We start from the raw sequence: 26898 nt of genomic DNA, 5'->3' as shown, positions 1-26898 counted from the left end.
TTCCGAGTGAGTCCGCTATTTTCTCGTTCTTCAAGAACCCGGGGGGCAGCGGCATGATAACGAAGCGGAGCCATTCAAAGCGCGCGATAACGATTGTTTTGCTTTTTTTGAGCATCTGTATTGTTTCGACAGCGGGCTTGTCTTATTTCATCACGACCGATCATCTTCAGGCCGAAGTCGAACGAACGAACATGTCGCTGCTCCATGAGGTTAACGAAAAACTTCTGCTTGTGCTGAAGGCGATCGACGCGGAGCAAATTCAGTTTCTGCGCAGCCGGGATATGTGGGCGTTCATGGAGAACGATTCCGCCGACCAGCAGGAAGCCATCGATATCAATAATAGGATCGTCGATTTATTGCTGAGCAATGACATCATTTTTTCAATCGATTTGTACTCGTATGCCAAAAAGCGTTGGGCGCAGACCAATCCGTTTCAGAATCAGGAGCCGGGGCTCGATTACGGGTGGATCACCGCGTTCGAGGGCTACAAAGGTTTTTATCAGATAATCGGTACGCGGAAGCTGTCCATAGACGAATCCAAAACGATTCAGCATAACGTGATGACGCTAATTCGATCCTACCCTCTCACACATGCGGAGGGATACCGGAAAGGCGCCGTCGCTTTCAACATCGATGAACGCTCCATCTTCAATCTGATCAAAAATGCAATCGATCCATCGACCGGCTACATATTCATTACCGATGCGCAGGGGACGATTATTAGCCATTCGGATAAATCCTTGATCGGATCGCAGGCGAGCGGGGCAGTTTGGTCCAAACAAATGAGCGAGCAAGACGAAGGGCGGTTCAGTACGAGGATCAGCGGCATTGGCAGAACCGTCTTTTATATGAAGAGTCCTTATACGGGCTGGGAAATCATCAGCGTCGTATCAGACTCGGAGCTCAGCAAGCCTTTGGTAAGGGTGCGGAATACGCTGCTCGGCATTTCCGTCGTTCTTCTGCTGCTGGCTGTCGCCATGTCGGCTGCCGTAAACAGCTGGATGTTCCGGCCTGTGAACCGGGTTCTCGCCAATGTATCCAAACAACTGCAGCAGTATCGCGCATATGAACGCAAATCCGAGCATACCGCGGAAGATGAATTCGGCAGCATCGAACGGTCGTTGTCGCATATTTTGGCCGATAGCGACCGGATGTACCGGCAAATGCGCGAAACGCAGCCGGTTATCAAATGGCGGCTTGTGATGGATGCGCTGATCGGCGCACGCAAAAATCCGGGCGAGCTGCTGCCCAGCTTGGAGGCGATCGGCTTCCCGCTTTATGCCGGGCAAATGCTGGCGATGGCAGCAGAGTTCGATCGGAAATCGGAAATTGCCACGCCGCAGGATCTTCATTTGTACTGCTATGCGCTCTGCAATGTGGCGGAGGAGATGATCAACACCGAATGCTTAGGTGTCGCGATCGAAGCAAGGGACGGTCTTGTCGTCATTGTGATCAGCTTTGCCGATTCGGATGGCGAAGCGAATGTCCTGCGGGTATTGGCGGTTGCCGAACTGATCAAGAGTTATGTGGAGGAACAGTTCAAGCGGACGATTTCTATCGGACTAGGACGCATGACGCAAGGGATGGAAACGCTGCAGCAATCGTATCACGACGCTTTGTCGGCGCTGTCGTACAAGATGATTCTCGGCGGCAACACGATTATCTCCAGTGAGGATATCCGGGAGCCGGCGAGCGGAGAATTTATGCGGCTGCTCGGCATGACGGATGCGATCGTCGACTCCTTGCGGCTGACGGACCGCGAGAAGATGGCGAAGCAGACGGAGCGGTGGTTTGGCGAGATGGCGGCCAGCGGGGCCGCGCCCGATATGATTCGGCAGCTTGTCGTACAGTTTATGATGAAAGCGGCCAAAGCCGTAGGGGAGATCGATCCCGCGCTGCTTGAGGAGGCGCCGTCGCACCGGCTCTTCGACTTGCTCAGCCAATATGAAAATATCCGGCAGCTGTCCGATCACGTGATCGATCAGCTAGGCCGGTATGCGGAGCAAATCGGGGAGAAACGGAGCAATCGAGAGCGAAATGACGTTATCGAGCGGATCACCGCATTTATCGACGAACGCTATATGCATAGCGATTTATCGCTCAATTATTTGGCAAGCGAGTTCAAGCTGAGCGTTTCGCATGTGAGCCGCTTGTTCAAAGAACAGACGGAAAGCAATTTTATCGATTATTTGATGGATATTCGGATGAGGAAGGCGAAGGAGCTGCTTGCCGGAACCGATATGTTGGTCCGGGACGTATCCGGTGCGGTCGGCTACACGAACGTTAACAGCTTCGTGCGAATTTTCAAAAAAAGCACCGGCTTTACGCCGGGGGAATATCGGGAACGGGAGCAGGCATCGCAAAAGGATCCCGAATAGGGATGGAAGAAACGGAGGAGACAACCATGCTGACGAGAAGAACGATTAAGGATACAACCACAGGGCTGCCGATTCTCGCAGTCGGATGCGAAGGGCGCGATACGGCGCATCATTATTTTACGGCGATGACATGGTTGTCGGACAGCAGGAACCTGATCGTGCATACGAATATCGACCGGGAGACGATGATAGGACATGTCGTGCGTGTCGATACGGAAACGGGCGATGCTCAAGTGTTGGAGGAAGGAGTCGCTTGGGGACGCGGCGTCGTTTCGTGCGATGACATCCTGTATTTGTTCGACCGGAACGAGCTGTATGCCATCGACGCATGGAGCGGCGAGCGGCGAGCGGTGTGTAAGCTGGAGGAGCATTGCGCGTTCTACGGGCCGCTTTCGATCACGAACGACGGCAGGATGCTGGGCGTTTATTGGAGAGAGTGTTGTCAGGAACAGCCGGAGCAGGGTAATCCGGATTCCGATCATGCTGTACCGGAGGAAGCCCGATGGGTTATCGGAACCGTCGATACGGCAAGCGGGGAGTTACGCGAAGCTGCCCGCCCCCTGTTTGACGAGCCTTATCCGGTGGCGAATCATGCCATGATTAATCCGGTCGATCCGGAACTTGTATTTTACTCCCACGAGGGGGCAACGGAGCATATTCCGGATCGGCTGTGGGTGATCGACACCCGAACGGGGGAATCGCGCAACGTCTTTCCTCAGAAGAAAGATGAGAGCGGGAAGCATGTGGAGTATGTCGGGCATGAAATATGGGCGTTCGACGGCAGCGGGCTGTACTTTGTGAAATATGCGCAAAGTCCGGGTAAACCTACGGGCGTATATTTTGCGGAGAAGCGGGGCGAGCGGCGCGAATTCGTTAACGGAGACTACAAGTACTGGCATGTAGGCGTCAGTCCCGACGGCCGTTACGCGGCGGCGGATACGCAGGAGCCCGGCATCTCGAAGCTCGTGCTGATCGATACGGCGACGAAACGTTCCAAGCTGCTGTGCGAGCTGCCATACAGCGGCACGCATACCTTACACCCGCATCCTTCGTTTAGCCCGGACAGCCGCAAGGTTACCTTCACCTTCGCCGATGAGCGCGATGTGCTTTGGGTAGGCGTTATGGACATTAACGATTGCGCAAATTCTAGTAGCTGACACGACTTGCACCGCATCATTATAGCAAGTACGAAAGAATGAACCGGAAGACCGGCCAGGCGACGTGCACCCGTGAGTGCTAAAGGGATTTAATGAAAACGCTTTCTTTTGTTTTGATTCATCATGTGATAGTCGAGCCCCGGGAAAGCCCGGCGATATGAATATCGAGTGGATGAAAGATGACAAATAAGGGAGTGTATGAAGTTGGTAATGAAAAAGTGGATGGTAAGCTTGATGCTGGTCCTGCTTTTGGCCGCCTGGCCTGCGAACGGACTTCTACCGGGAGGAAACACGACAAAGGCTCTAGCGGCGGAAACGCTGCAAAACGTAACGATCGGTAATTTCGAAAGCGAGGAAGAGGTTTGGAAATTCGGCTTGGGAACCGAGTTTCCCGGCGCTCAAGGCGCGTATGAACGTGATGCGTCGGCTCCGCGATCCGGGACCTTCTCCGGGAAGCTGCACGGCGATTTCAGTGCGGGCGGCAAATATGTGTCCGTCGGTAAAAATTTTCTGCCCTTGGATATGAGCAAGCTGGAGTTTTGGCTCAAATCGTCAGACGCTTCAGCGGTCACGCTTCGGGTGGTGGATTCGACCGGACAGGTGCATCAGCGGAAAATCGCGCTGGCGAACGCCAATTGGCAGAAGATCGAGATCAGCACCTTTAACATCGGCACGAGCTATCTTCATTTCGGCGGCGCCAATGACGGCAAATGGCATGGTCCCGCTATCGGAATCTCCTTTTTGCTGGAAAAGTCCAACTTGCTCGGAGGCAAAACGAGCGGAGACGCGTGGATCGACGACGTGTCGGTAACGGCGCCGCCGCAGGAAAGCGTATGGGAGAACGCAATCGGCAGCTTCGAGAACGGCTTCGACATATGGACGTTGGCCTCGGGAGGCGGGACCAAGGGCGACTATATACGGGATACGGCCGAGGCCAAATCGGGGGCGTACTCAGGCAAAGTGAGCGGGGATTTCAGCACAGGCGGGCTGAATCTTTCGCTCGGGAGAAGCTTTTCTACGCCTATAGATTTGAAGACGCTGGCGTTTTGGGTCAAAACGACTGACTTTTCTACGGTTCTCGTGCTGTTGAAGGACTCGACCGGGCAGGTGCATCAGCAGAAAATCGCCTTGGCGCCTACCGGGGATTGGCAAAAAATCGAAGTATGGACCTTTAACGCCGGCACAAGCTATCTGCATTACAACGGGGCAAACGACGGGGTATGGCATGGCCCGGCTCAGGCAATCGGGCTCTTGGTGGAGAAGCACGGTCTGGTCGGCGGCAAAACAAGCGGGGATATCCGCTTCGACAATGTCGTTGCGACGGGTGCCCTGCCGGATTTGGACGTCCAGCAGTCCCGGATGGGTAATGTATTTCTGGCAAACGAGGCCGCAGCTTTCCCTCTTGCGACAAGAGGAGATACGGTCAGCTGGAGCGTATATGATTATCTGGATCGTCAAGTATTGGCAGGAAGGGATGCCGTGCAGGGCGGGCAATTGAATTTGACGATCCCGCTTCAACAGCTGGGCTATTACAAACTGTCGCTCGCCGCAGAGAAAGACGGTCAGACGATCCGAAGCGCGGACCTTACTTTTGCCCGGCTGTCCGCGGATGACCCGACCATGACGGATAACTCTCCTTTCGGGGTCTCGACCCACCTTGCAAAAACGGACACGGGGTGGTCCCCCGAGTTGAGTACGCTGCTTCGGCGCGGCGGTGCCAAAAATTTTCGTGACGAAATCACTTGGGTGGACGTCGAATATGAAAAAGGGAAATATCGAAAGCCCGCGAACCGCGACGCCTTTATGCGGAGCACGCAGCAAGAAGGCCTGAAGCCGTTCATCACGCTCGACTTTACCAATCCGTTCTACGATCAGGACAGTACTCCCTATACGGACGAGGGGCGCGAAGGCTTTGCCAACTACGGAAAGGCTCTGCTGAATTTGTACGGCAATCGGATGGAATGGGTGGAAGTATACAATGAGTTTAACGGCGGCTTCGGAGACAGAGGGAACGGTCCCGCCGACTCCCGTCCGGACTATTATTTCAAGCTGCTAAAAAAGACCTATGAGACGATAAAAGCCGCCAGACCGGACGTCACGGTTGTCGGCATGGCCTCGAACGTAGACATCCCCTGGATGGAAGAGGTATTCAGGCTTGGCGGGCTCGAGTATATGGATGTTGTCTCCATCCACCCGTATAATCGAACGTCGGACGGCATGCTTCAAGCCGTGCTCGATGCCAAGGACCTGATCCGGCAATATAATCAGGGCCAAGACAAACCGGTTTGGATTACGGAGGTCGGCTGGCCGACAATTACGGGATTGGACGAAAACACGCAAGCGAATAATCTGGTGCGCGCTCATGTGCAAGCTCTCGGGGCAGGCGTCGAAAAAATATTTTGGTACGATTTGATGGACGATGGCTTGCAACCAGACTATGGCGAGCATCATTTCGGTCTCATTCGGCATCAGAACGACGCTCTGGGCCAGTATACGCCGAAACCCGCCTATGCGGCTTATGCTGCGATGACCAGAGAGCTTATCGGCGCGCAATTCGTTGAACAGGAAACGCTCGACACGGGCATTGCGAGCTACAAGTTCAATAAGGACGGCAGGAACGTAAGGATCGTTTGGGCCAATACCCCTATGCAGGCCGCAATCCGGACCGATGTGCCGATTCAGATCGCCGATATGATGGGAAATATCGAAACCTTCACGCCGCTTGACGGCAACGTTTACGTGACGCTAACCGGGGAGCCGATCTACGTCAAAAGCGACATTGACGGAATCGCTGCCGATTCGACGTTTGCCTTGACAGGCGGGGAAACGGTGGCCGGGGAGCTTGTGACGGTGACAGCGGCCGTCAATCGCGCGGGAGCAGGGCCTTTGGCCGCTGCACTCAACGTGGAAGGCACGTCTTATCCTTTGCACGCGGAAGCCGGTCAGAGCATTGCCGTTCCGCTTTCTTTGCCCGGCTTGAACCGGGAAGGGGTCCGCTACGTAGCGGGAAATTTGATCGTGAATGGAAATGTCGTCGGAAAATTAAGAACGGCCGTCAAAACATTCGGCACCGCTTACGGCGTTCGGATCATCCCTGTTATCACCGATGCCGGTACGAAGAGCGAAGCGCTGAAGTTGCAGATCCAAAACCATTCGAGTACGCAGGAGCTTACCGCCCTGAAAGCCGATTGGCAGTTCGGGCCGGGGGCCGGCAGTCAGGGGCTGAACGCGATGATTCCGCCCGGAGCCGAGAGGGTGTTTGAGATTCCGCTGAGCGGTTTTGATTACGGCATCAGCTACCCGGCCAATGTGACCGTTCAATTTGACGGGAAAGCGCCGTTTGTTTATGCAGGGAAGCTCGATTTCAATCCGATCGCTTTCGGCAGCGTGCTGGTTGACGGTGCTATCGATCCTGCGGTTGAGGCCGCACCTCCGCAAATCGAGCTGTCCAAGGGAACGAACAAGCTCAAAAATTATTCAGGACCGGCGGACCTGGATGGCAGCGTGTGGTTGAATTGGGACCGGGATACTTTTTATCTGACGGCGGAAATCACGGACGATATTCATTTTGCTTCCGCAAGCGAAGGAGACATCTGGAAGAACGACAGCGTACAATTTGCCGTGATGGCAGGCATGCCCGGAGAGCCGATGGGATGGTATGAGCTTGGGGTTTCCCAAACGCCGCAGGGGCCGCAAATCTACCGATGGCAGGCTGCCGATTATGGAGACAAGAAGCTGGTTGCGAACGGTTCCTTGCAGATAACACGCGACGAAGAGCGGAAGGTTACGACCTATGAGCTTGCGCTTCCATGGTCCGAGCTGACGCCGACCAAGCCGGTTTTGAACGAAGTTTTCAGCTTTTCGCTGCTGGTTAACGACAATGACGGAGCCGGTCGCAAAGGGTATATCGAGTGGGGCTCGGGGATAGGCGACGGGAAGGATTCCAAAAAATTCAGAACCGTACAGCTGACCAAAAATCCGTCCGCACCGGTCATCGCTGTCGAAGGGATCGCAGACGGGGAAACCTACGCGGATCAAGCTGTTCCAGTCGTAAACGTTGAAGACGAGGACGGCGATCTGCAAAACGTCCGGATCCTGCTGGACGGCGAGAGCTGGACGTCCGGTACGCCTGTAACCGGCAAAGGAAGTCATATTTTGTCCGTGCAAGCTTCGGATCAGACGGGGCATATGACCGAGCAGACGGTTGCGTTCAAGCTGGTTCACAGCACGACGCTTGAGGCGTCGAACGCAGCAGGGCAAGTTAACGACACGGTAACGCTCCGTGCGATGCTCCGGGATAAGAACGGTCAAGCGATTCCCGGGGAAAACGTGTCCTTCTCCGTGAACGGGAATTCGCTCGGAACCGCGGTAACCGGCGCAAACGGGGAAGCGGCGCTGAATTATAACATCCAGCTGGCGGCAAGCGCCGAGCAGGATACGGTTTACCCGGTGCAGGCTTCGTTCGGCCGGAACGATGCGGCGTATTTCCTCGGCAGCGAGGGAAGCGGGGAATTGACGGTTAAGCGTACGTCTCCGCCGAATCCGGCGGAAGCGCCGGGGAAGCCCTATTTGTCGGATGACAACGGGTATGATACGGGGATTATGGACGGGAACTATTCGGTGAAGATGAATATGTGGTGGGGGAATAACGGCAGCACGTATAAGCTGTACGAAAATGACGTCCTGATCGATACCCAAACGCTTATCGCTCATTCGCCGAATGCCCAATCGACCGTCACGTCCGTTACTTATCGGAAGAACGGCACGTACCGCTACTATGCGGAGCTCATCAACGCGTCGGGCACGACGAGAAGTGATATCCACACGGTAAACGTTGCGCAAGCGGCACCGGGTACTCCCGTTCTCTCCCATGACAACTGGGACGGCGACGGAAGCTACAAAGTCTCTATGAACATGTGGTGGGGCACGAACGGTACGACCTACCGATTGTACGAGAACGGTACGCTCATCGATACGCGAACGCTTGCCGATCAAACGCCGGGCTCGCAGTCGGCTGTAACGGTTATCGGCAACAAGCCGGCCGGCACGTATGAATATCAATGCGAGCTCATCAATGACGCAGGAGAAACGGTCAGCGGAAAGATCATTGTGAAAGTAACCAAGCCATAATATCGAAACGCTTGCTCTCCTTGGCGGGGGCAGGCGTTTTTTTTTGAAATTGTCAGAAAGTATATCCTTCGCTGACTATTCCAGTGCCCGGTAAACGCGCCCTCAGAACTCGTTGCGATGCCGGCAAAGCTGCTACGGCATATTCCAGGGCGACTAAAATCGTCCTTACTACCTATGCGCCCATACATGCTCCGCCCTGCGGACATATGCTATCCATGATGTTAGTAACAAAATTTGGAGGTGGCGATCATTCCTCCTATTCGAAAAAAAGCTTTAAGAAAAGGTTCATTTCCGGCCCGCTCGATACGCGCCAGACGAAAAAAACGCGCCGGCCGCTTCCGTAAGCTCAAGTGGAAGCGGCGTCTCGCTCTGTTCAGGCATTGGCACAAAAGGCACAAGCATAAACGGCGGTTCCGGTTTCTCCGCAGGTGGAGACGGGCGAGATACCGCAGACTGCGCGGGCGGAAGGGCAAGCAAGGCGTGCCGGGAACGCAAGGAGCTTCGGGAGCGTCAGGCGCTCCAGGCGCGCAAGGACAGCAGGGTCCTCAAGGCCAGCAAGGGATCGCGGGAGCGACAGGCGAAACCGGACCTGCGGGACCGGCAGGGGGACCGACCGGCCCGCAAGGCGTCACCGGCCCGACGGGGCCGCTTGGACCGCAAGGACCGATTGGTCCTCAGGGCATTGCCGGCGCGCTGGGCCCGACAGGACCGCAGGGCGTTTCCGGTCCGACGGGACCGCTTGGGCCCACCGGAGCCTTAGGGCTGCAAGGCCCGCTTGGCCCCCAAGGCCCGACCGGCCCGCAAGGGCCTGCGGGATTCGGCGGCCCGACCGGCCCGTTAGGTCCCCAAGGGGAAAACGGCCCGCAGGGAGCGGCTGGACCGACCGGCCCGACCGGCCCGACAGGCAGCGGCGGTCCGACCGGTTCGCAGGGCGAAACCGGTCCGGCGGGCCCGACGGGACCGGACGGATCGCTCGGTCCGACAGGACCGCTGGGGACGATCGGCCCGACAGGGGCTACCGGACCGCTCGGTCCGCAAGGGCCCGCCGGCGGCGACGGGGCGACAGGGCCTTTGGGGCCAACGGGACCGCAAGGTAACGACGGCCCGATCGGAGCGCTCGGTCCAACAGGCCCGACGGGGCCTACCGGACCGGACGGACCTGCGGGAACGACGGGCCCTCTCGGGCCAACGGGGCCGCTAGGCGAGACCGGTCCAAGCGGACCTGCGGGGCCGACGGGAGCGTTAGGCCCAACCGGGCCGCTTGGCCCGACTGGGCCTCAGGGAGGCGACGGGCCCACGGGTCCGCAAGGCGCAACCGGTCCGCTCGGACCTACGGGTTCCGGAGGCCCGCAAGGGCCTGCGGGCGGCGACGGGCCGACCGGTCCGCAAGGGCCGGCGGGGGCGGCAGGGCCGACAGGCAGCGATGGCCCGACGGGAGCGCAAGGCCAGCAAGGGCCGACAGGAGCGCTCGGCCCGACCGGCCCGCTTGGCCCTGCGGGTCCGACCGGAGCCGATGGCCCGACCGGCCCGCAAGGCCCGACCGGCGCTACAGGCTCGGATGGGCCAACAGGGCCGCAGGGCGGCACCGGAGCGCTCGGGCCGACAGGTGATAGCGGCCCGGCAGGCCCTACGGGTCCGCAAGGCGCTACGGGACCGCTCGGTCCGACAGGCGCTACAGGCGCCGATGGCCCCACCGGTCCGCAAGGGTTCATCGGTCCGACGGGTCCGACCGGTCCGCTGGGCGCTGTCGGCCCGACGGGACCGCAAGGGCCGATCGGGGCTGACGGCGCCACCGGCGCCACCGGGGCGACCGGGGCGCTCGGCACGACCGGTCCGACTGGCCCGACCGGTACTGCCGGAGCCGACGGGGCTGACGGCGTCACGGGCCCGACCGGGCCGACAGGCGATACCGGCGCGACGGGACCGGCAGGACCCGCCGGCGGGCCAACAGGCCCCACTGGACCTGCGGGGCCTGCCGGAGGACCGACTGGGCCGACTGGGCCGACGGGGGCTACCGGGCAGACGGGCGATACCGGTCCGGCAGGGGCAACCGGGCCGACGGGAGACGCCGGACCGACCGGCGATGCAGGGCAGACAGGACCGCAAGGCGCCATCGGCCCCGCGGGTCCGACGGGCCCGACCGGCCCGACCGGTCCGATCGGCGCAGATGGCCCGACGGGTCCGCAAGGGCAGATCGGTCCTACCGGTCCGACGGGACCTCTGGGGCCAGCGGGTCCGACGGGTCCGCTTGGCCCGACCGGTGACGCCGGTCCTACCGGATCGGCGGGACCGCAGGGCGGTACGGGGCCGCAGGGCGCCACAGGGCCGGACGGTGCAACCGGTCCGACGGGTCCGCAAGGGCCAACCGGCGCTCTCGGCCCGACCGGACCGCAGGGCGTCACCGGCCCGGTCGGAGCGGATGGGGCGACGGGCCCGCAAGGCCCGACCGGGGCGCTCGGTCCGACGGGTCCGACCGGTGCGCAGGGCGACGCCGGCCCTCAGGGAGCGACGGGTCCGACCGGACCTGCCGGGCCGCAAGGCGACGCAGGGGCGACGGGCCCGCAAGGCCCGACCGGAGCGCTCGGTCCTACCGGTCCGCAAGGCGCCACAGGACCGGTAGGGGCGGATGGCGCGACGGGCCCGCAAGGCCCGACAGGTCCGCTCGGTCCGACGGGCCCTCAGGGTCCGCAGGGCGATGCCGGTCCGCAAGGCCCGACTGGGCCGCTTGGTCCCACGGGGCCAATGGGGCCGCTCGGCCCTACGGGAGCCGCCGGTCCGGCGGGTCCGGACGGCGCAACCGGTCCGACCGGGCCGCTTGGCCCGACCGGCCCTCAAGGGTCGACCGGCCCGCAAGGCGACGACGGCCCGACCGGCCCGACCGGCCCGACAGGTCCTCAAGGGGCTGCAGGTCCGGCAGGACCTACAGGGGCCGGCGGCCCGCAAGGCGTCACCGGTCCTGCAGGCGCAACCGGCCCGCAGGGCCCGACAGGTCCCGCCGGCCCGCAAGGCTTGACCGGTCCGCAAGGAGCGATAGGCTCGACGGGTCCGACCGGCGGAACGGGACCGGCCGGCCCAACCGGCCCGCAAGGCCCGCTCGGCCCTACGGGTCCGACCGGACCGACAGGGGCGCAGGGGCCAACAGGCGCTTCCGGTCCGACCGGAGCGCTCGGTCCCACGGGCCCTACCGGCCCGCAGGGCGCAATCGGGTCTGCCGGTCCGACGGGGCCAACCGGCCCGACAGGCCCGACAGGACCTACCGGACCGACAGGCCCGCAAGGGGCGAATGGCGCCACGGGTCCGATCGGCCCGACCGGACCGGCGCCGGCCGTTTCGACGAAGGTTGTGCTTTTCGAAGGGGCGAACGCCGGTTTTCAGCGGGTAGCCGGGTCGCCGGGAGCATTGTCGAACGTCATTCCGTATGTCGTGGCGGGAACGGGAAGCGTCGTCGCTTTTTCGGGCTCGATCAACGTAAATAATCTCTCTGCAGGCGCTTATATTTTTCAAATATGCTCGAATGTAGCGAACAACGCATCCGCCCCCGCTGTAGGGAATATATTGGTTACCGTCACCTTAACTACAACCGCCGCCATTACCGGTACGATCGTCTTTTCGAGTCTGCGAACGGACGTGGGCGCGCAAGCCGTTTTCGTGTTTAATCCGGCTAAAGCGGCCGCGCCGGCCACTGTTTCGTGGACCAGCAACATTGCGGGAACGCCGATCACCCGGAATGACGCGATATCGCTTTATTCCAACCCGAATATAACGCAAAGCGCCATATACTCCGTATTCATGTCAACAAACAGCTGACGTTATATGCAGGCGCTGCGGCAAAACCGGGCGGTTGGCCAGCCGCCCCCACGCATCGCCGCACTGCGCGCTAAAGAGCTGCGCGAGGCGTAAAAGACGAATAGCCGGGCATGACGTGATTATCCCCCGGCTGTTCGGCATGCGGGTATGGGTTAGGTTACCCGACGAAAGATTTTCTGGAGGATCCATGATTACTATAAGCTTGTGCATGATCGTCAAAAACGCGGAGGACACGATCGGCGATTGTCTCGCATCTGTCCGCGGTCTCGTTGACGAAATCGTCGTCTTGGACACCGGCTCGACCGATTCGACCGAGTCGATTGTCCGTTCCTATACGGACCGGATTTACAGATTCGCGTGGATCGACGACTTCGCCGCCGCGCGCAATGAATCGTTCCGTTACGCCTCCTGCTCGCACATCCTTTGGCTGGATGCCGACGACGTGCTGCTGGAGGAGGACCGCGGCAAGCTGCTTGAACTCAAACAAACGCTTTCCCCCGATGTCGATTCCGTCACGATGATTTACCATTATGCCTTCGACGAATACGGCCGCGTGACGGTAAGTCTGAGGCGGAACAGACTGATTAAACGGGAGAACGGCTTTCGGTGGCATGGCGCCGTTCACGAATATTTAGCCGTAAGCGGGAAGATCGAAGACAGCGGCATCGTAGTCACGCATAAGCGCCGCCATCGGCAAGGCGGCCGCAATCTTGCGATTTTCGAGCGGAAGCTGGAAAACGGGGAAACGCTTACCTCCCGCGACCGGTTCTATTACGCCAACGAGCTGACGGATAACCGGCATTACGAGAAAGCGGCCGCGATCTACCGCGAGCTCATCGAGAAAAACGACGGCTGGAGCGAAGATCTTCTGACTTCGTGCGGCAGGCTCGCCGACATTTGCGAAGCTGAGGGAGACGACGAAGAAGCGCTGCGCTGGGCGCTCCATTCGTTTGCTTACGATATTCCGCGAGCGGAGTTTTGCTGCCGGCTCGGTTACCGCTTTTTGCAGGAAAACAGGCTGACGCAAGCCGTTTATTGGTATAAGCTGGCGACGGAGCTTCGCAAGCCGGAGCAAAGCTGGGGATTTTTCAACGACGCTTGCTGGACCTGGCTCCCTCACATCCAGTTGTGCATATGCTACTATCGGCTGGGCGATTACCCCGAAGCGTACCGCCACAATGAAAAAGCGCGGGCTTATCGGCCGGACGATCCCGCCGTCTTATCCAATAAAGCGCTGCTGGAAGGAGCTTTTCCCCATGTCTTCCCTCCTAGTTAGACCGGAAATGCCGAAACGTATCGTTCAAGTCGCGCCGGATTTTTACCCGGTGCCTCCCCGTCTGTACGGCGGCATCGAGCGGATGGTGCACGGATTGACGGAAGAGCTGGCAGCCCGCGGCTTCGACGTTTATTTATATGCCCGGGCGGGCAGCGAAACGAGCGCGAAGCTGGTCCCTTACGAGCACGAAGGCTCCGATCCGCAGGCGATCGCGTCGTTTGTGGAAAGGACGATGCCCGACGGCGTCGATCTGATCCACGATCATACCCATCATTCCGTCATCGGGCGAAAAAAATTACCCATCCCGACCGTCTGCTCGATTCACGACAGCTTGAAAAATCCGGTCGACCATCCGGTTTACTTAAGCCGCAGGGCGTTGGCCGTTATCGGGCGGAACGAGGGACGCTTCGTATATAACGGCATCGATGTGCAAGCCTATCCTTTTCAAGAGAACAAACAATCCTACTTGCTGTTTATGGGCGTACTCAACTGGCATAAAGGAATCGTGCACGCGCTTGACATCGCCGAAAAATCCGGCAAACGGCTCATTATCGCCGGCCCTGTATTCAACAATACTTATTACGAGAAGGAAGTGGCTCCGCGTCTTGCGAAAAATCCGAATGTAAGCTATGTCGGCGAAGTCGGAGGCGAGGAGCGGCTGAGTTTGCTGGCCGACGCCGAGTGCATGCTGTTCCCCACATCGTGGGAGGAGCCGTTCGGACTCGTCATGGTGGAAGCGCTGGCGTGCGGCACGCCCGTGCTTGCGCTGGCAAACGGCGCTGTCCCCGAGGTGCTGGCCGGATTTCCGGAGCTCGTTTGCGGCTCGGCGGAGGAAATGGCCGCCAAAGCTGAGGCAGGCTGTTATCCCGATCCCGGAACGCTTAGGGACTATGTGGCCGGGCAATTTACTACCGCTCTTATGGCGGACCGGTATGTGTCCGTCTACGAAGAGCTTTGGAGCGTCCCGACTTCGGCAGCCGAAGCCGAGCCGACTGCGGCGGATGCCGAACGGCAGCCTAAACTAGAGGAGGAAAACCTCGAGCAAGCTTTGGAGGCTTGCGAGCGGATGCTTCGTTCGTCCGATATCGGCGATGAAATGAAAATAACCGTATGCGAGCGGGCGGCCGACCTTTGCTATCGGAACGGGGACACGGCTCGGGAGCGGGCATACGCTCTGCGTTCTTTCCGGTACGATACGCCGCGGGCCGAATTTTGCTGCCGGCTCGGCTTCCAGCATCTGCAGCTGCAGGAGCTGGACAAAGCGATATTTTGGTACTCGCTCGCCGTCCGCCTGGAAAAGCCCGCTAAGCCGGGGGCTCTCTATTACGAGGCATGCTGGACGTGGCTCCCCTACGTGCAGTTGTGTATCTGTCATTACCGCCAGAACAATTATGAAGAAGCCTACCGTCAAAACGAGCTTGCCCGGCAGTTGGTTCCCGACAACGAGCATGTCATTCATAATAAAAGCCTGCTCAAGCGCCTATTGTCGCCGGCTCCTTCGGCGGCCTCAAGCAGGACGGAAGAAACAGTCGAGCTGACGAACGTCCGCGGCGGCATGTTCCGCATGACGCTCGAATTGCCCGGCTTCCTCGAGGAAACGATCATCCGGGAGGGCGGCTGGGAGCCGCAGCTGGCGCGGATGCTGAGCCGGTTCGTCCAAGTCGGCGGGATCTTCCTGGACGTCGGGGCGAATATCGGTTACCACGCCTTGTACATCGCCGGCTTATATCCCGATGCAACGTGCATATGCTTCGAGCCGCATCCGGACATTTTCCGTCAGCTTGAACGCAACAAATCGTTGAACGGGTTCGAGCGGCTTTTCGTCCGCGAGCTCGCCGTCGGCGATTCGAACGGGCGCGTTTCTTTTCATATGCAGACGGACGATTGCTATAACCGGGGAATGTCCGCGATCGACGCGTACGCCAATCTGGGGCCTTCCTACCGGGTCGCGGAAGTGGAGCTGGCGACACTCGACAGCCAGCTGCCGGAGGCCGACAAGTCGCGCGTCAGCGTCATGAAGATCGATACGCAGGGCAACGAACTCCGCGTGCTTGCCGGCGCCCGGGACATCATCCGCCTTTCGCGGCCGGTCGTCGCGTTCGAGCTGCATGACGACGCCAAGAGGATGCTTCCGGAGCTTCTGGTTTTTCTCGATGGCTACCGCATTTATAAAATCCAGCCGTGGAGCGGCGAAGTCCGGTCATACGACGAGGAAGATCCGCCCGGCTTTTTGCATGATTACATCTGCATTCCGGAAAGCCGCTTTTCGGGATTGTGGGCGCCTAAATTGTAGCGGGGCCGGACGTTGAAAAAACGCTAGTAACATTTCAACTCTAATACTATAGATTTTAAAGATGTAAGCACTTGATCATGCAACGGACAGTGGCCCTCATAATGAGGAAAAGATTGCTATTCGTGAGGCAAACCTCACTATTTCAAATCGAAAACCCGTGTTTTGTTGAGGTAATGAGGCAAATGCAACTATTAGTGAGTCAAACGAAATTGATAGTGGCGTTTGCCTCACTGATGGGCGAGAACGAGCATGTTACCTGCGAAATAGTGAGGACAGCCTCATGAACAATAAGGTTTCCTCCACTAATCGCACGGTTCGTGCATAACCACTACGATATCCATGTTTGCTTTCGTAAGCAGGTCATCACTCCCTAGTTTTAGACTTGATGGCGGACTAGTTGGCGGCAACGGGGGAAGCCCCATTTTCATATTCCGGTGATGTCGGTCGCAGGTTGTGCTTTTGAGGCTGGCGGGCTGCTGCGGGCCCGGCTGTCTGTATACATTCGCCTCCGAAAAAGTACGCTGCGCCGGCACCAATCGGGAACTGGGCGAATAACCTGCTTTTGTTCGGAAGCAAAGGAGGATTCGCAGTGATTCCCATGTACCCGTATTACGGTTACGAGACCCGCTGCCGGCAGGTGCCGGTCACGTTCCCGCCGCAGCATCAGAATGTGCAGCCCGGCTTGGAGTATTTGATGAACCCTTTACCGATATCGGATAATCCGGCATACAAGGGAAGCGGCAAAATGGCCGGGAAAATCGCCATCATCACCGGAGGCGACAGCGGGATCGGCCGTGCGGTCGCGATCGGCTTCGCCAAAGAGGGGGCGGATGTGGCGATCGTTTACTTATACGAACGCGTAGATGCAGAAGCGACCAAGCAGATGGTGGAGCAGTACGGGCGCCGCTGCCTACTGATCGAAGGTGATTTGCGGCATCCCGGTTTTTCCGCCGAAGCGGTAAGAAGAACATTGGCATGTTACGGGAAGCTTGACGTACTCGTTCTAAATCAAGGCGTTCAGTTCCCGCAAGAAAGCATTTTGGATATTTCCGATGAACAGCTCGAGAATACGTATCGGACTAACATTTTTCCGATGTTTTACATGACGAGAGCGGCGCTTCCTTATTTGCGGCCGGGCAGCACCATTATATCGACGGCATCGGTAACCGCTTATGCGGGCGCTCCTTTGCTTGTCGACTATTCTTCGACCAAAGGCGCGATCGTATCTTTCACCCGTTCCTTGTCTCTCCAATTGGCGGATAAGGGCATACGGGTCAACGCCGTGGCGCCGGGGCCTATTTGGACCCCGCTTATCGTCTCCAGCTATTCGGCGGAATACGTCAAAACGTTCGGCTTGGAAACGCCGATGAAGCGCGCCGGCCAGCCGTTCGAGCTGGCGCCGGCATACATCTATTTGGCGTCCGAGGATTCATCCTTCGTAACGGGCCAGGTACTTCACGTCAACGGCGGCATCATGACGGAAACCTGAATTTTCATAGCGGAACGTTTCGTGCGGGAGCTGTTGCGCAGCTCCTTTTTGGCGTATACACCGAATGAAATGTCAAGTAGAATTGGTAATATCATGAAATGGTTGTGCTGCTTCGTTCAAAGGAGGAAAATGCGATTCGGACGGAAATCAAGCTTGTCCAGTCAGCCTCCGGCGGGGATGTCGAAGCGTTCGCCGACTTGGTCGACCTATACACGAATGCGGTCTGTGCGGTAGCCTATGGCGTGCTGCGGGACTATCATCTCGCGCAGGATATTGCGCAAGAAGCATTTGTGAAGGCGTTCCGGGCGCTGCCTGATTTGAAGCAGCCCGATAAATTCGGGAGCTGGCTGTATGCGATCGCTACCCGGCTCAGCATCGATTTGAAGCGGAAGCAAAATCGGGATTTGCGGCTGCGTGACAAGCTTATCGCCGATCGTTCCGATGCTTCGATCGAAGAAAGGGTGCTGCAAAGCGAGCTGCGTCTCGATGTTTGGGAAGCGCTGGCCAAACTGGACGATAGGAACAGAACGATCCTGTTATCGTACTACATAAGCGAGATGTCCATGCCCGAAATCGCGCAAGAGCTGCACGTATCCGTCAGCTCGGTGGAAAGCCGGCTTCGCAGAAACCGCAAGCTGCTGAAAGAGAATTATTTGGCGGCATGGGCGGCGCATTTTGGAAACCGCGAAGCTGTGGAGAAGCTGGTCGGCAAAGTTGTCGAGCGCATTATCAAGCAGGCGGGACAATATTACATTCCGGTATCGGATCGGACGAGAGCGACGGACTGGTTCGTCGGTCGTTTCGGTTTGGCTTTGGATCATAACGGGTATCTGCTGCTTCCTTCCGGTCACGTTTTGTTCCTGATTCAGGTGAATCAACCGGTGCTTGCTTCGTTGACAAGCTCAGATTTGCCTGTGCTCATTTTTCAAGCGGAGGATTCTGCGGCTCTTTACGAGGCTCTGAAGGAGCAGGGGATAAGGGTGGAAAAAGGAGAACAAACCGGGAACGCGGGCGAAAGCTTCTGCTTTTACGATTTGGACGGCAACCGGTTCGGTGTCGTATCCGAAAAAAATAATGTTAAGTGACGACGGGGTTCCCCGTATTCGTTCGTCTATATATCGAAATATACTTTAGGAGGTTTTCGTATGAGCGAAATGTCTGCAGAACAGACCCATTCGGCCAAGAAGGAAATGAAGCCGCTATTGAAAGGCGTGCATTGCAATTACATTCCGGTGGCCGATTTAGAACGGGCGAAGGAATGGTATATGCGGGTTTTGGGGCTGAGGGCGTTCAGGCCCGACGGCGGTATTTTGATCATGGGCAGCGGGCAGTGGTTGTTTCTTATCGAATCGAAGGACAGGCCGAACGCCAACTTCACGACCGACTGCTGGGAAGGGGAAAACTTCGAGATGTTTTCCTTAACCTTCGAAACGGAGGATATCGTGGCGCTTCACGAGTCGCTGCGGGAGAACGGAGCGCAGGTCGAGCCGGTTACGGATTACGGGGGCTGTGGGCTGCAGTTCCGTTTTAAAGATCCGGACGGAAACAAATTCAACGTTTGGCAGCGGTAGCGGGTGGGACATGGGTGACAAAACGGGCGATATCGGCAAGTAAAGTCAACTAAATCGATCGAAGGGGTGTCCTATTCATGGATGGCGAAAGCAAAAAGAAAGCGGCATTTTACGACGGCTTACAGGTAAGACTCGTATCGGACCTGGAAAAGTCGCTTGCTTATTATCGCGATGTGCTTGGCTGCGAGACGAGCGGTTGGGGGCACGCCAATAGAGGCGGTATGAAATTGATTCTTCAGCAAGCCCAGAATCCGGGCGATGTCCGGCCGAATGCCGCTTCTGCGAAACGCGATACGTATCCGACCGACTGGAAAGGTCCCGAACTCGGCTGGGATACCTTTGTTCATGTCGACTACAATGAATTTGATTTGCTCGTAGAAGAAATGAGAACGAACGGAGCCAACATTATACTGGGGCCGATCGAGTCGACGCATGACAACGGCATGCATTTTAAAAATTTATATATTCAAGACCCGGACGGTTACATCATTGTGTTCGGTTAATTGGTAAAGGGTAACGCGAATTTATTACATACAACCGGATGCAGCTGCGCCGGTTGTTTTGTTTTTTTGGGGCGTCTCAAACCGAGGCGTGGAGGGCATTTCTTATTGCTCCGAAAAACCGAACATATTTTCCGATTAACAAATCGGCAAGGTGCGCGTACACTCAAAGTTACCGATAACTTCAAGGGGGTTTTGACATGATCAACACGCGCGCCAAGCTTTCGTATACGAAACCAGCCAAGCAGTGGGTACAGGCGCTGCCGGTCGGCAACGGCAGGCTGGGCGGGATGGTCTTCGGCAAGGTTGCCGTGGAACGTATCCAGCTCAACGAAGATTCCGTTTGGTACGGGGGACCGAAAAAACGGGACAATCCCGAAGCGGCCCTGCATCTCGAAGAAGTTCGCCGTCTGTTGTTTGAAGGTAAGCCGAAGGAGGTGGAAAAGCTCGCCCGTTTGACGATGACGTCGGTTCCGCAGCATTTTGCGCCGTATCAGACCTTGGGCGATTTGGAGCTTATGTTTGAAGGACTGGACGGCGAGGTGCGGAATTACGTGCGGGAGCTCGATATGGAAACGGGTGTTGCATCCGTAACGTTCGAAGCTTGCGAAACGCAATACCGCAAGAAGTATTCGTCAGCGCTGCGGATCAAGTGATGACGATCCGGTTGACGGCAGGAACGCCGGGGCGTTTGACGTTTACCGCGAGCTTGGGCAGGCGGCCATTTGACGGCATGATCGAACGGGTTCAGGAAAATACATTGTCTATGGAAGGCCAATGCGGTCCGGACGGGGTCGCTTATTGCGCCGTGCTGAAGGTGGAAGCCGAGGGCGGAAGCGTAAAAGGATACGGCAGCTATATATCCGTGGAGGGCGCAGACACGGTCACGCTTTTTTTGGCTGCGCAAACGACGTTCCGGCACGGGAATCCGAAGCGCAAGTGCCTTGAGCAAGCTGAAGCCGCAGCAGGCAAAGGTTATGCGGTTTTGCTACGGGACCATATCGAGGATCACCGTTCCTTATTCGGGAGAGTCGAGCTGGAGCTGGACGATCCGCGCAGCGGGGAATTGGAGGCGCTTCCGACGGACGAACGGCTTCGGCTTGTACGCGAAGGCGGGCAGGACCGGGGGCTGGAGGCGCTGTTTTTCCAATACGGCCGGTATTTGCTTATGGCGAGCTCAAGACCGGGCGCTCTTCCGGCGAATTTGCAAGGAATTTGGAACGAAAGCCATACCCCGCCGTGGGAGGCGGATTACCATCTCAACATCAATCTGCAGATGAATTATTGGCCTGCGGAGGTCGGCAACCTTGCCGAATGTCACATGCCTTTGTTCGATTATACGGAACGGCTGAGGGACAACGGCAGAATTACGGCCAAGACCGTATACGGCGCACGAGGCTTCGTCGCTCATCACGCCTCCGACCTGTGGGCGGATACGGCGATACAGGGCACCTACATTCCCGCCGTTTTTTGGCCGATGGGAGGGGCGTGGCTCGCCTTGCATCTGTGGGAGCATTATCAATACGGATGCGATCGCGCTTTTTTGGCGGATCGGGCGTATCCGGTGTTGAAGGAGGCTGCGGAGTTTTTCCTCGATTTTATGGTGGAGGACGAGCAAGGCCGCCTCGTGACGGCGCCGTCGCTGTCGCCGGAAAACAGCTACCGGCTGCCGAACGGCAATATCGGCTGGCTGTGCGTCGGCCCTTCGATGGACACGCAAATTTTGTTCGCCCTGTTCGATGCCTGCATCGAAGCTAGCCGGCTGCTGGAGGCCGATGCGGAATTCCGCGCGGAATTGGAGGGAGCGAGAGGAAGGCTTCCAGAGCCGAATATCGGCAGGCATGGCCAGCTGATGGAGTGGTCCGTCGATTACGACGAACCGGAGCCCGGGCATCGCCATATTTCGCATCTGTTCGGCCTTTATCCCGGCGAACAATTTACGCCCGGCGGCACTCCGGCGCTTGCCGAGGCGGCCAGAATCACGCTGGAGCGCAGGCTGCAGCATGGAGGCGGACATACGGGATGGAGCAGAGCCTGGATCATCCTGTTTTGGGCGCGGCTTGCCGACAGCGAGCAGGCATACGACAATCTTTCGGCGCTGCTGCGCCATTCGGTGCATCCGAATTTGTTCGGCGATCATCCGCCTTTTCAGATCGATGCCAATTTCGGAGGAGCGGCGGCTGTCGCCGAGATGCTGCTGCAATCCCACGGCGGAGAAATCCGCTTGCTGCCGGCGCTGCCGAAGGCATGGCCGAGCGGACGTGTTCGCGGTTTGCGGGCGAGAGGCGGCTTCGAGGTCGATATCGAATGGAAAAACCGCCAGCTTGTGCAAGCCTCGATCCTTTCTATAAGCGGCGGAACATGCGTTGTGCGCGGGGAGAAGGTTCTTTTTGCAAGCGAGGAAGGGAACACGGCCAGTGTGACGGAGATTGACAGGGGCTCGGCCATCCGGTTCGGCACGCAGATCGGGAAGCGGTACGCGATACGGTTGAAGTCGTGATGCTGGGTGCAAAGAGGGCGGCTTCTTGAGCCAGCACATTGCCCGGCACATGAACCGGGCATGAGCAAGGGCTTAATGCCGGTATTTGTCGTGAAAGAGCCGGCGTTACCCGTGACATGAAGGAGCCGGCGTTAATCGTGACATGAAGGAGTTGGCGTTATCCGAGACATGAAGGAGTTGGCGTTATCCGAGACATGAAGGAGTTGGCGTTATCCGTGACATGAAAAGAGCCGGCGATAATCGTGACATGGAGGAGCCGGCGTTACCCGTGACATGAAGGAGCCGGCGTTAATCGTGACATGAAGGAGTTGGCGTTATCCGTGACATGAAAAGAGCCGGCGATAATCGTGACATGGAGGAGCCGGCGTTACCCGTGACATGAAGGAGCCGGCGTTAATCGTGACATGAAGGAGTCGGCGTTACCCGAGATATGAAGGAGTCGGCGTTACCCGTGACATGAAAGGGTTGGCGTTATCCGTGACATGAAAAGAGCCGGCGTTAATCGCGACATGAAGGAGTCGGCGGTCAAACTGCGTCATGAGAGAGTCCGCGTCAACCGACTAGTTCGTATAGGTGTAATGGTATCCATACCTTGCATTTTGTCTTAAACTAGGGATTAATGAAGACGCGATTATGAAAGCTAACTCGGATATCCGAATATTTATGCCTGGACCGCCTGGACCGTGCGATTAGTGTAGAAAACCTTATTGTTCATGAGGCTGTCCGCACTATTCCACCGGTAAAATGCTCATTCCCGAGAGATAGTGAGGCAAACACCACTATCAATTTCGTTTGCCTCACTAATAGTTGCGTTAGCCTCATTAACTCGCTAGAACGCGGGTTTTCGGCAAGAAATAGTGAGGTTTGCCTTATGAACAGTAAACTTTTCCTTACTATTTCTACAGGACACAAGTCATCGGCGGCATAGAGTATATATCTGAAGCTCTGAAGTTTCGGATTGCATCCCTTATTCAAATTTATAGTATAAGAGTTGAAAGGCTATTAAGTGCATGATCAATGCATTGTTTGCATGAATTTATTTGCTATAACAAATGTTAACTTCAGCAGCCAAAGTCTTGTACAAGTAACGTAATCGGGAAATTTGTAATCAGAAACTCACCATTGAGGGGGCATGACGATGTCTGATACATTCACGACATGGAAAGAGGATCGGGCTTATTGGGTAGACGTGCTGCACAGAATTGCGAATCCGGTGCTGTCGGCTTTGGCGGAACGGCGGCTGAAGCGGACGATGCCCGTCGAGGGTAAAATCGCGGATCGGCCGCTCTACACGCATTTGGAGGCGCTGGGGAGGCTGCTCGCCGGACTGGCTCCGTGGCTGGAGAAGGGGCCGTCGGACGGGGAGGAGGGGCAGCTGCGCGAACGATATGCACAGCTGGCCAGAGCGGCGATCGATGCCGGAACGGATCCGGAATCGCCGGATTTCATGAACTTTAGCGAAGGGTTCCAGCCGATCGTCGATACGGCTTTCCTGGCTCACGCTCTGCTCCGGGCGCCGAACGAGCTGTGGGAGAAGCTGGACGAGCGGATTAAGCGCAACGTCGCCGCCGCTCTTAAGGCGACCCGTACCCGCAAGCCTTGGTTCAATAACTGGCTGTTGTTCTCCGCTATGATCGAGACGGCGCTTTACCGGATCGGCGAGCCGGATTGGGACGCGATGAGGATCGATTACGCGCTCAAGCAGCATGAGCAATGGTATTTGGGCGACGGCACTTATGGCGACGGTCCTGAATACCATGCCGATTATTACAACAGCTTCGTCATCCATCCGATGCTTATCGATATTACGGAGACTGTGCATGAGCTTTACCCGGAATGGGGACAAATGCGGGAGCGGGTTTTGAAGCGCGCTCAGGGTTACGCGGATATTCAGGAAAGGTCGATATCGCCGGAAGGGACGTTTCCCGTTCATGGCCGCTCGCTGGCCTATCGATTCGGCGCGTTCCAACTGCTCGCTCAAATCGCATACCGGAACGAGCTGCCGGAAGACACTGAACCCGCTCAGGTACGCTGTGCTTTGACGGCGGTTATTCGCCGCATGATCGAAGCCCCCGGCACGTTCGATGCCGAAGGATGGCTGACGATCGGATTTTGCGGCCATCAGCCGAGCATCGGCGAAACGTATATTTCAACGGGAAGCCTGTATTTGTGCTCGACCGTATTTTTGCCGCTCGGACTGCCGGCCGGCGACCCGTTCTGGCAGGGAGAAGCGGAATGGACGTCGAAGAAAGCGTGGTCGGGACTTTCCGTGCCTATCGCATCGGCGTTAAAATAGGTGTTTTGGACCGACCGGTTGAGGAGCGGCCGACTTATGGTCGGCCGCTTTTCTAACATATGAGGAATGATATGTTTCAACCTATCAAGTGCTTAATTCAACGGTAAATGTGTGCGCCCTAAAAGACGGCGAAGGCGTTTATCCTTGCGTTAGCGAGTTAATGTGATCGGTGGAGTATTCCTTATTAATGGCGAAGGGACGGAAACAAATGTGGATACATTAAACAAGCTGGTCCGGCAGCAATTTTCCGAATATCACATTAGCCCCTTAAGCGGGGGCGGTACGAATGCGGTGTATGTGCTGGAGCGTGGAGGGAGCCGCAGCGTTTTGAAAGTAGCCATGGTTTCGAACCGAAATGCTTCCGTTGAGCGGGAATGTTTGCGCATATTAGAAGAAAGCCGGACGGTACCACGCCTGTTTCAGAATTTCATTTTAGCTGAGCGCATTGGGCTGCATATGGAGTTCATTAGCGGAAAAACACTTTTGGAGCACATTCAGGAAAATCTTGAAGCTGCGAATAACGGGGCAATATATGACATATTTTCATCCTTGGGCCGGCTGCTTGCGGAAATACATAGCGCGAATATTGCGGATTGCTCGCAGCTTCGAAAAATCGAGCTGGAGGAACCGCCGTCAAAGCCGTTCATCGACAACCGCTTGCATAAACGGTCGATAGAGCTATTTTCAGAGCTGAGCGGAACCTTCGCTCGGCGTGCATCGCTGCTTCACGGGGACTTTGGGTATCACAATGTGATTAGAGATACTTCCGGAAACGATAGGTTAATTGATTGGGAGCTTGCCGGTATAGGCGACCCCAGAACGGATATGGCGAATGTGTTGTTTTGGACGCATTTGCATTTTCCGGACATTGCTCATGAATGCGGGAGAAGGTTCGTGGAGGCGTACTTGGAGCGAAGAGAAGAGGAGTGTAATCCGGAGATCATACATCGTTTCGTCATTTTTCAAGTTTGGCGAATTATCGAAATGGTCACCGATGACTTCCCTGCTCCGGTAAAAAGCGAATGGAATCGGCGGCTCGCGTGGGCTATTAACCATGATTTCTACTGAGCAGCACAATACAGAATAAGCGGTTATGAAGAAAAGGCATTAGGGTCTACCCCCAAACCCCCTTATTATTAACTATAGGGGGTGTTTACATGTCAACGGTATGGGAAGTGAAAATGATATCCACTTTTCGGGGGATCTTTGAGGTGTTCGTTACAGGAGAGGGCGACCCGATTGGCGTAACCCATTATTATTCGGCTTTTACCAAACGCGGATATTACTTTGCAGACAGGTTTGCCGGGCTGGGAAAAGTCATCCTAATCAATCTAAAGGAGTGCGGGAACTCGGATCGAATCGTGGATGAGTGCGAGCTGGACATGAACGAAACTATCGAGGACCTCGAGGCAATAAGAGCTGCGCTCGGTTATCAAAAGTGGTCTTTTGCCGGACATTCGACCGGGGGCATGCTGGGCCTTATTTATGCGATTCGACATGGGGGCTCTCTCAATAAGCTGATCGCAGCCGGTGCGGCAGCCTCAAACCGTTATATGGAATCCAAGCACAGCATGTATTGCAGGGATAACCCGCAAAACACCCGCCTGCGAGAGATTTTCTCTATTTTACAATCAGACGATACGAGCAATGAGCTAAAAGGGAAAGCGGCCCGCGAATGGACGGAAATGTCGCTCCATCATCCCGAAAGATGGGACGAATATTTCAGCAAGCCGAGCAGCGGGAGAACGGTTCAAAAAAGATTGGACTATTACAATAAAAGCTTATCTTCTTTCGATATTCGCGACTCGTTACCATTCATCGAAACGCCTACTTTGGTACTGTGCGGTAAATATGACGCTCAGTGTCCATTGGCCTCCTCTGAAGAAATCCATCGGCTAATTCCAGGATCAACGCTTCATGTATTTGAAGATAGCAATCATTGCCCGCATCTTGAAGAGCCGGAAACATTCATAGAAACCATAAAGGCATTCTTTATGCTAAAATAAAATAAATCTCAATAAATCCCAATTTCACCGTGGGCTGGAGGGAACTGGAGTGGCACAAAAGCTGACTGGACAATTCGGAATTATGCTTCGCGTACGGGATCTGGAACAAGCAAGCTCCTGGTACTGCTTGCATCTCGGATTTACCCTTGGACCGCATGATTTTCATGACTTTGCCGAGCTGCATATTAACGGGAGAAATGTTCTCCATCTTCTGAAGAGCGACGGAAGTACGCCTATGACGGAGCCTAATTTCGGCCTGTACGTCAACGATGCGGAAAGCTTGCATAAAAGCTTGAAAGAGAGCGGCGTCAAAGTGACGGATATGATTCGCCGTTCCGACCATGCGGAATTTTTTGTTACCGATCCGGATGGGAATACGCTAGGATTGACTCAGTGGTTTTGAGCCGGAGGGCCGGTAAGCTGACGGGCTGACGAGCGGAAAAGTAACTGATTTTAATAGAAATAGGATAAACTAAGGGTATGCGGCTATCTATT

At 56.7% G+C, this 26898-nt stretch carries 15 protein-coding genes and 1 pseudogene; all 16 read left to right on the top strand.

The features are described 5' to 3' along the window. Positions 1–53: 53 nt before the first annotated feature. The 16 genes and pseudogenes from DQG23_RS27985 (at position 54) to DQG23_RS27895 (ending at position 26806) form a co-directional block, all read left to right on the top strand. Positions 54–2378, top strand: coding sequence for a helix-turn-helix domain-containing protein (locus DQG23_RS27985; RefSeq protein WP_113034344.1), 2325 nt, complete (start codon positions 54–56; stop codon positions 2376–2378). A 26-nt stretch (positions 2379–2404) separates the two neighbouring features. Then, positions 2405–3535, top strand: coding sequence for a TolB family protein (locus tag DQG23_RS27980; protein WP_158560729.1), 1131 nt, complete (start codon positions 2405–2407; stop codon positions 3533–3535). 210 nt (positions 3536–3745) lie between these two features. After that, positions 3746–8665, top strand: a complete 4920-nt coding sequence (locus DQG23_RS27975; RefSeq protein WP_238178075.1) for a sugar-binding protein — start codon at positions 3746–3748, stop codon at positions 8663–8665. A gap of 480 nt (positions 8666–9145) precedes the next feature. Beyond that, positions 9146–12472 carry a collagen-like domain-containing protein gene (locus DQG23_RS41900; protein ID WP_238178065.1) on the top strand — a complete coding sequence of 1109 codons (3327 nt, stop codon included), beginning with the start codon at positions 9146–9148 and terminating at the stop codon, positions 12470–12472. Between the two features lie 187 nt (positions 12473–12659). Further along, a complete protein-coding gene (locus tag DQG23_RS27945) occupies positions 12660–13748 on the top strand; it encodes a glycosyltransferase (RefSeq protein WP_113034339.1) in 1089 nt (362 codons plus the stop codon). Beyond that, entirely contained in the window at positions 13729–16041 is a 2313-nt protein-coding gene (locus tag DQG23_RS27940; RefSeq protein WP_158560727.1) for an FkbM family methyltransferase, read from the top strand. Before DQG23_RS27945 ends, DQG23_RS27940 begins: the two co-directional genes overlap by 20 nt. A 589-nt stretch (positions 16042–16630) precedes the next feature. Beyond that, a complete protein-coding gene (locus DQG23_RS27935; protein WP_113034337.1) occupies positions 16631–17530 on the top strand; it encodes an SDR family oxidoreductase in 900 nt (299 codons plus the stop codon). 98 nt (positions 17531–17628) lie between these two features. After that, positions 17629–18615: a sigma-70 family RNA polymerase sigma factor gene (locus DQG23_RS27930; RefSeq protein ID WP_113034336.1), complete on the top strand. Its 987-nt coding sequence runs from the start codon at positions 17629–17631 to the stop codon at positions 18613–18615. A gap of 60 nt (positions 18616–18675) precedes the next feature. Beyond that, complete coding sequence (locus DQG23_RS27925) at positions 18676–19101, top strand: VOC family protein (RefSeq protein ID WP_113034335.1); 426 nt, start codon at positions 18676–18678, stop codon at positions 19099–19101. A gap of 77 nt (positions 19102–19178) precedes the next feature. Beyond that, positions 19179–19604, top strand: a complete 426-nt coding sequence (locus DQG23_RS27920) for a VOC family protein (RefSeq protein WP_113034334.1) — start codon at positions 19179–19181, stop codon at positions 19602–19604. 197 nt (positions 19605–19801) lie between these two features. After that, a pseudogene (locus tag DQG23_RS27915) lies at positions 19802–21738 on the top strand (glycoside hydrolase family 95 protein); the annotation flags it as partial. Positions 21739–21792: 54 nt separating this feature from the next. Further along, positions 21793–22101, top strand: a complete 309-nt coding sequence (locus DQG23_RS43830) for a glycoside hydrolase family 95-like protein (protein WP_420330258.1) — start codon at positions 21793–21795, stop codon at positions 22099–22101. 1138 nt (positions 22102–23239) lie between these two features. After that, on the top strand, positions 23240–24397 hold the full coding sequence (locus DQG23_RS27910; RefSeq protein WP_113034333.1) for a DUF2264 domain-containing protein: 1158 nt from the start codon (positions 23240–23242) through the stop codon (positions 24395–24397). A gap of 210 nt (positions 24398–24607) precedes the next feature. Then, positions 24608–25465: a phosphotransferase family protein gene (locus DQG23_RS27905; RefSeq protein ID WP_158560726.1), complete on the top strand. Its 858-nt coding sequence runs from the start codon at positions 24608–24610 to the stop codon at positions 25463–25465. Between the two features lie 89 nt (positions 25466–25554). Next, positions 25555–26403 carry an alpha/beta fold hydrolase gene (locus DQG23_RS27900; protein WP_113034331.1) on the top strand — a complete coding sequence of 283 codons (849 nt, stop codon included), beginning with the start codon at positions 25555–25557 and terminating at the stop codon, positions 26401–26403. Between the two features lie 49 nt (positions 26404–26452). Then, entirely contained in the window at positions 26453–26806 is a 354-nt protein-coding gene (locus tag DQG23_RS27895; protein WP_113034330.1) for a VOC family protein, read from the top strand. Positions 26807–26898 lie beyond the last annotated feature (92 nt).

Origin of the sequence: Paenibacillus contaminans, assembly GCF_003285015.1 — a bacterium.
Lineage (GTDB): Bacteria > Bacillota > Bacilli > Paenibacillales > NBRC-103111 > Paenibacillus_V > Paenibacillus_V contaminans.
Note: the sequence above shows the minus strand (reverse complement) of the source record. Positions and strands in the feature narration are given on the sequence as shown.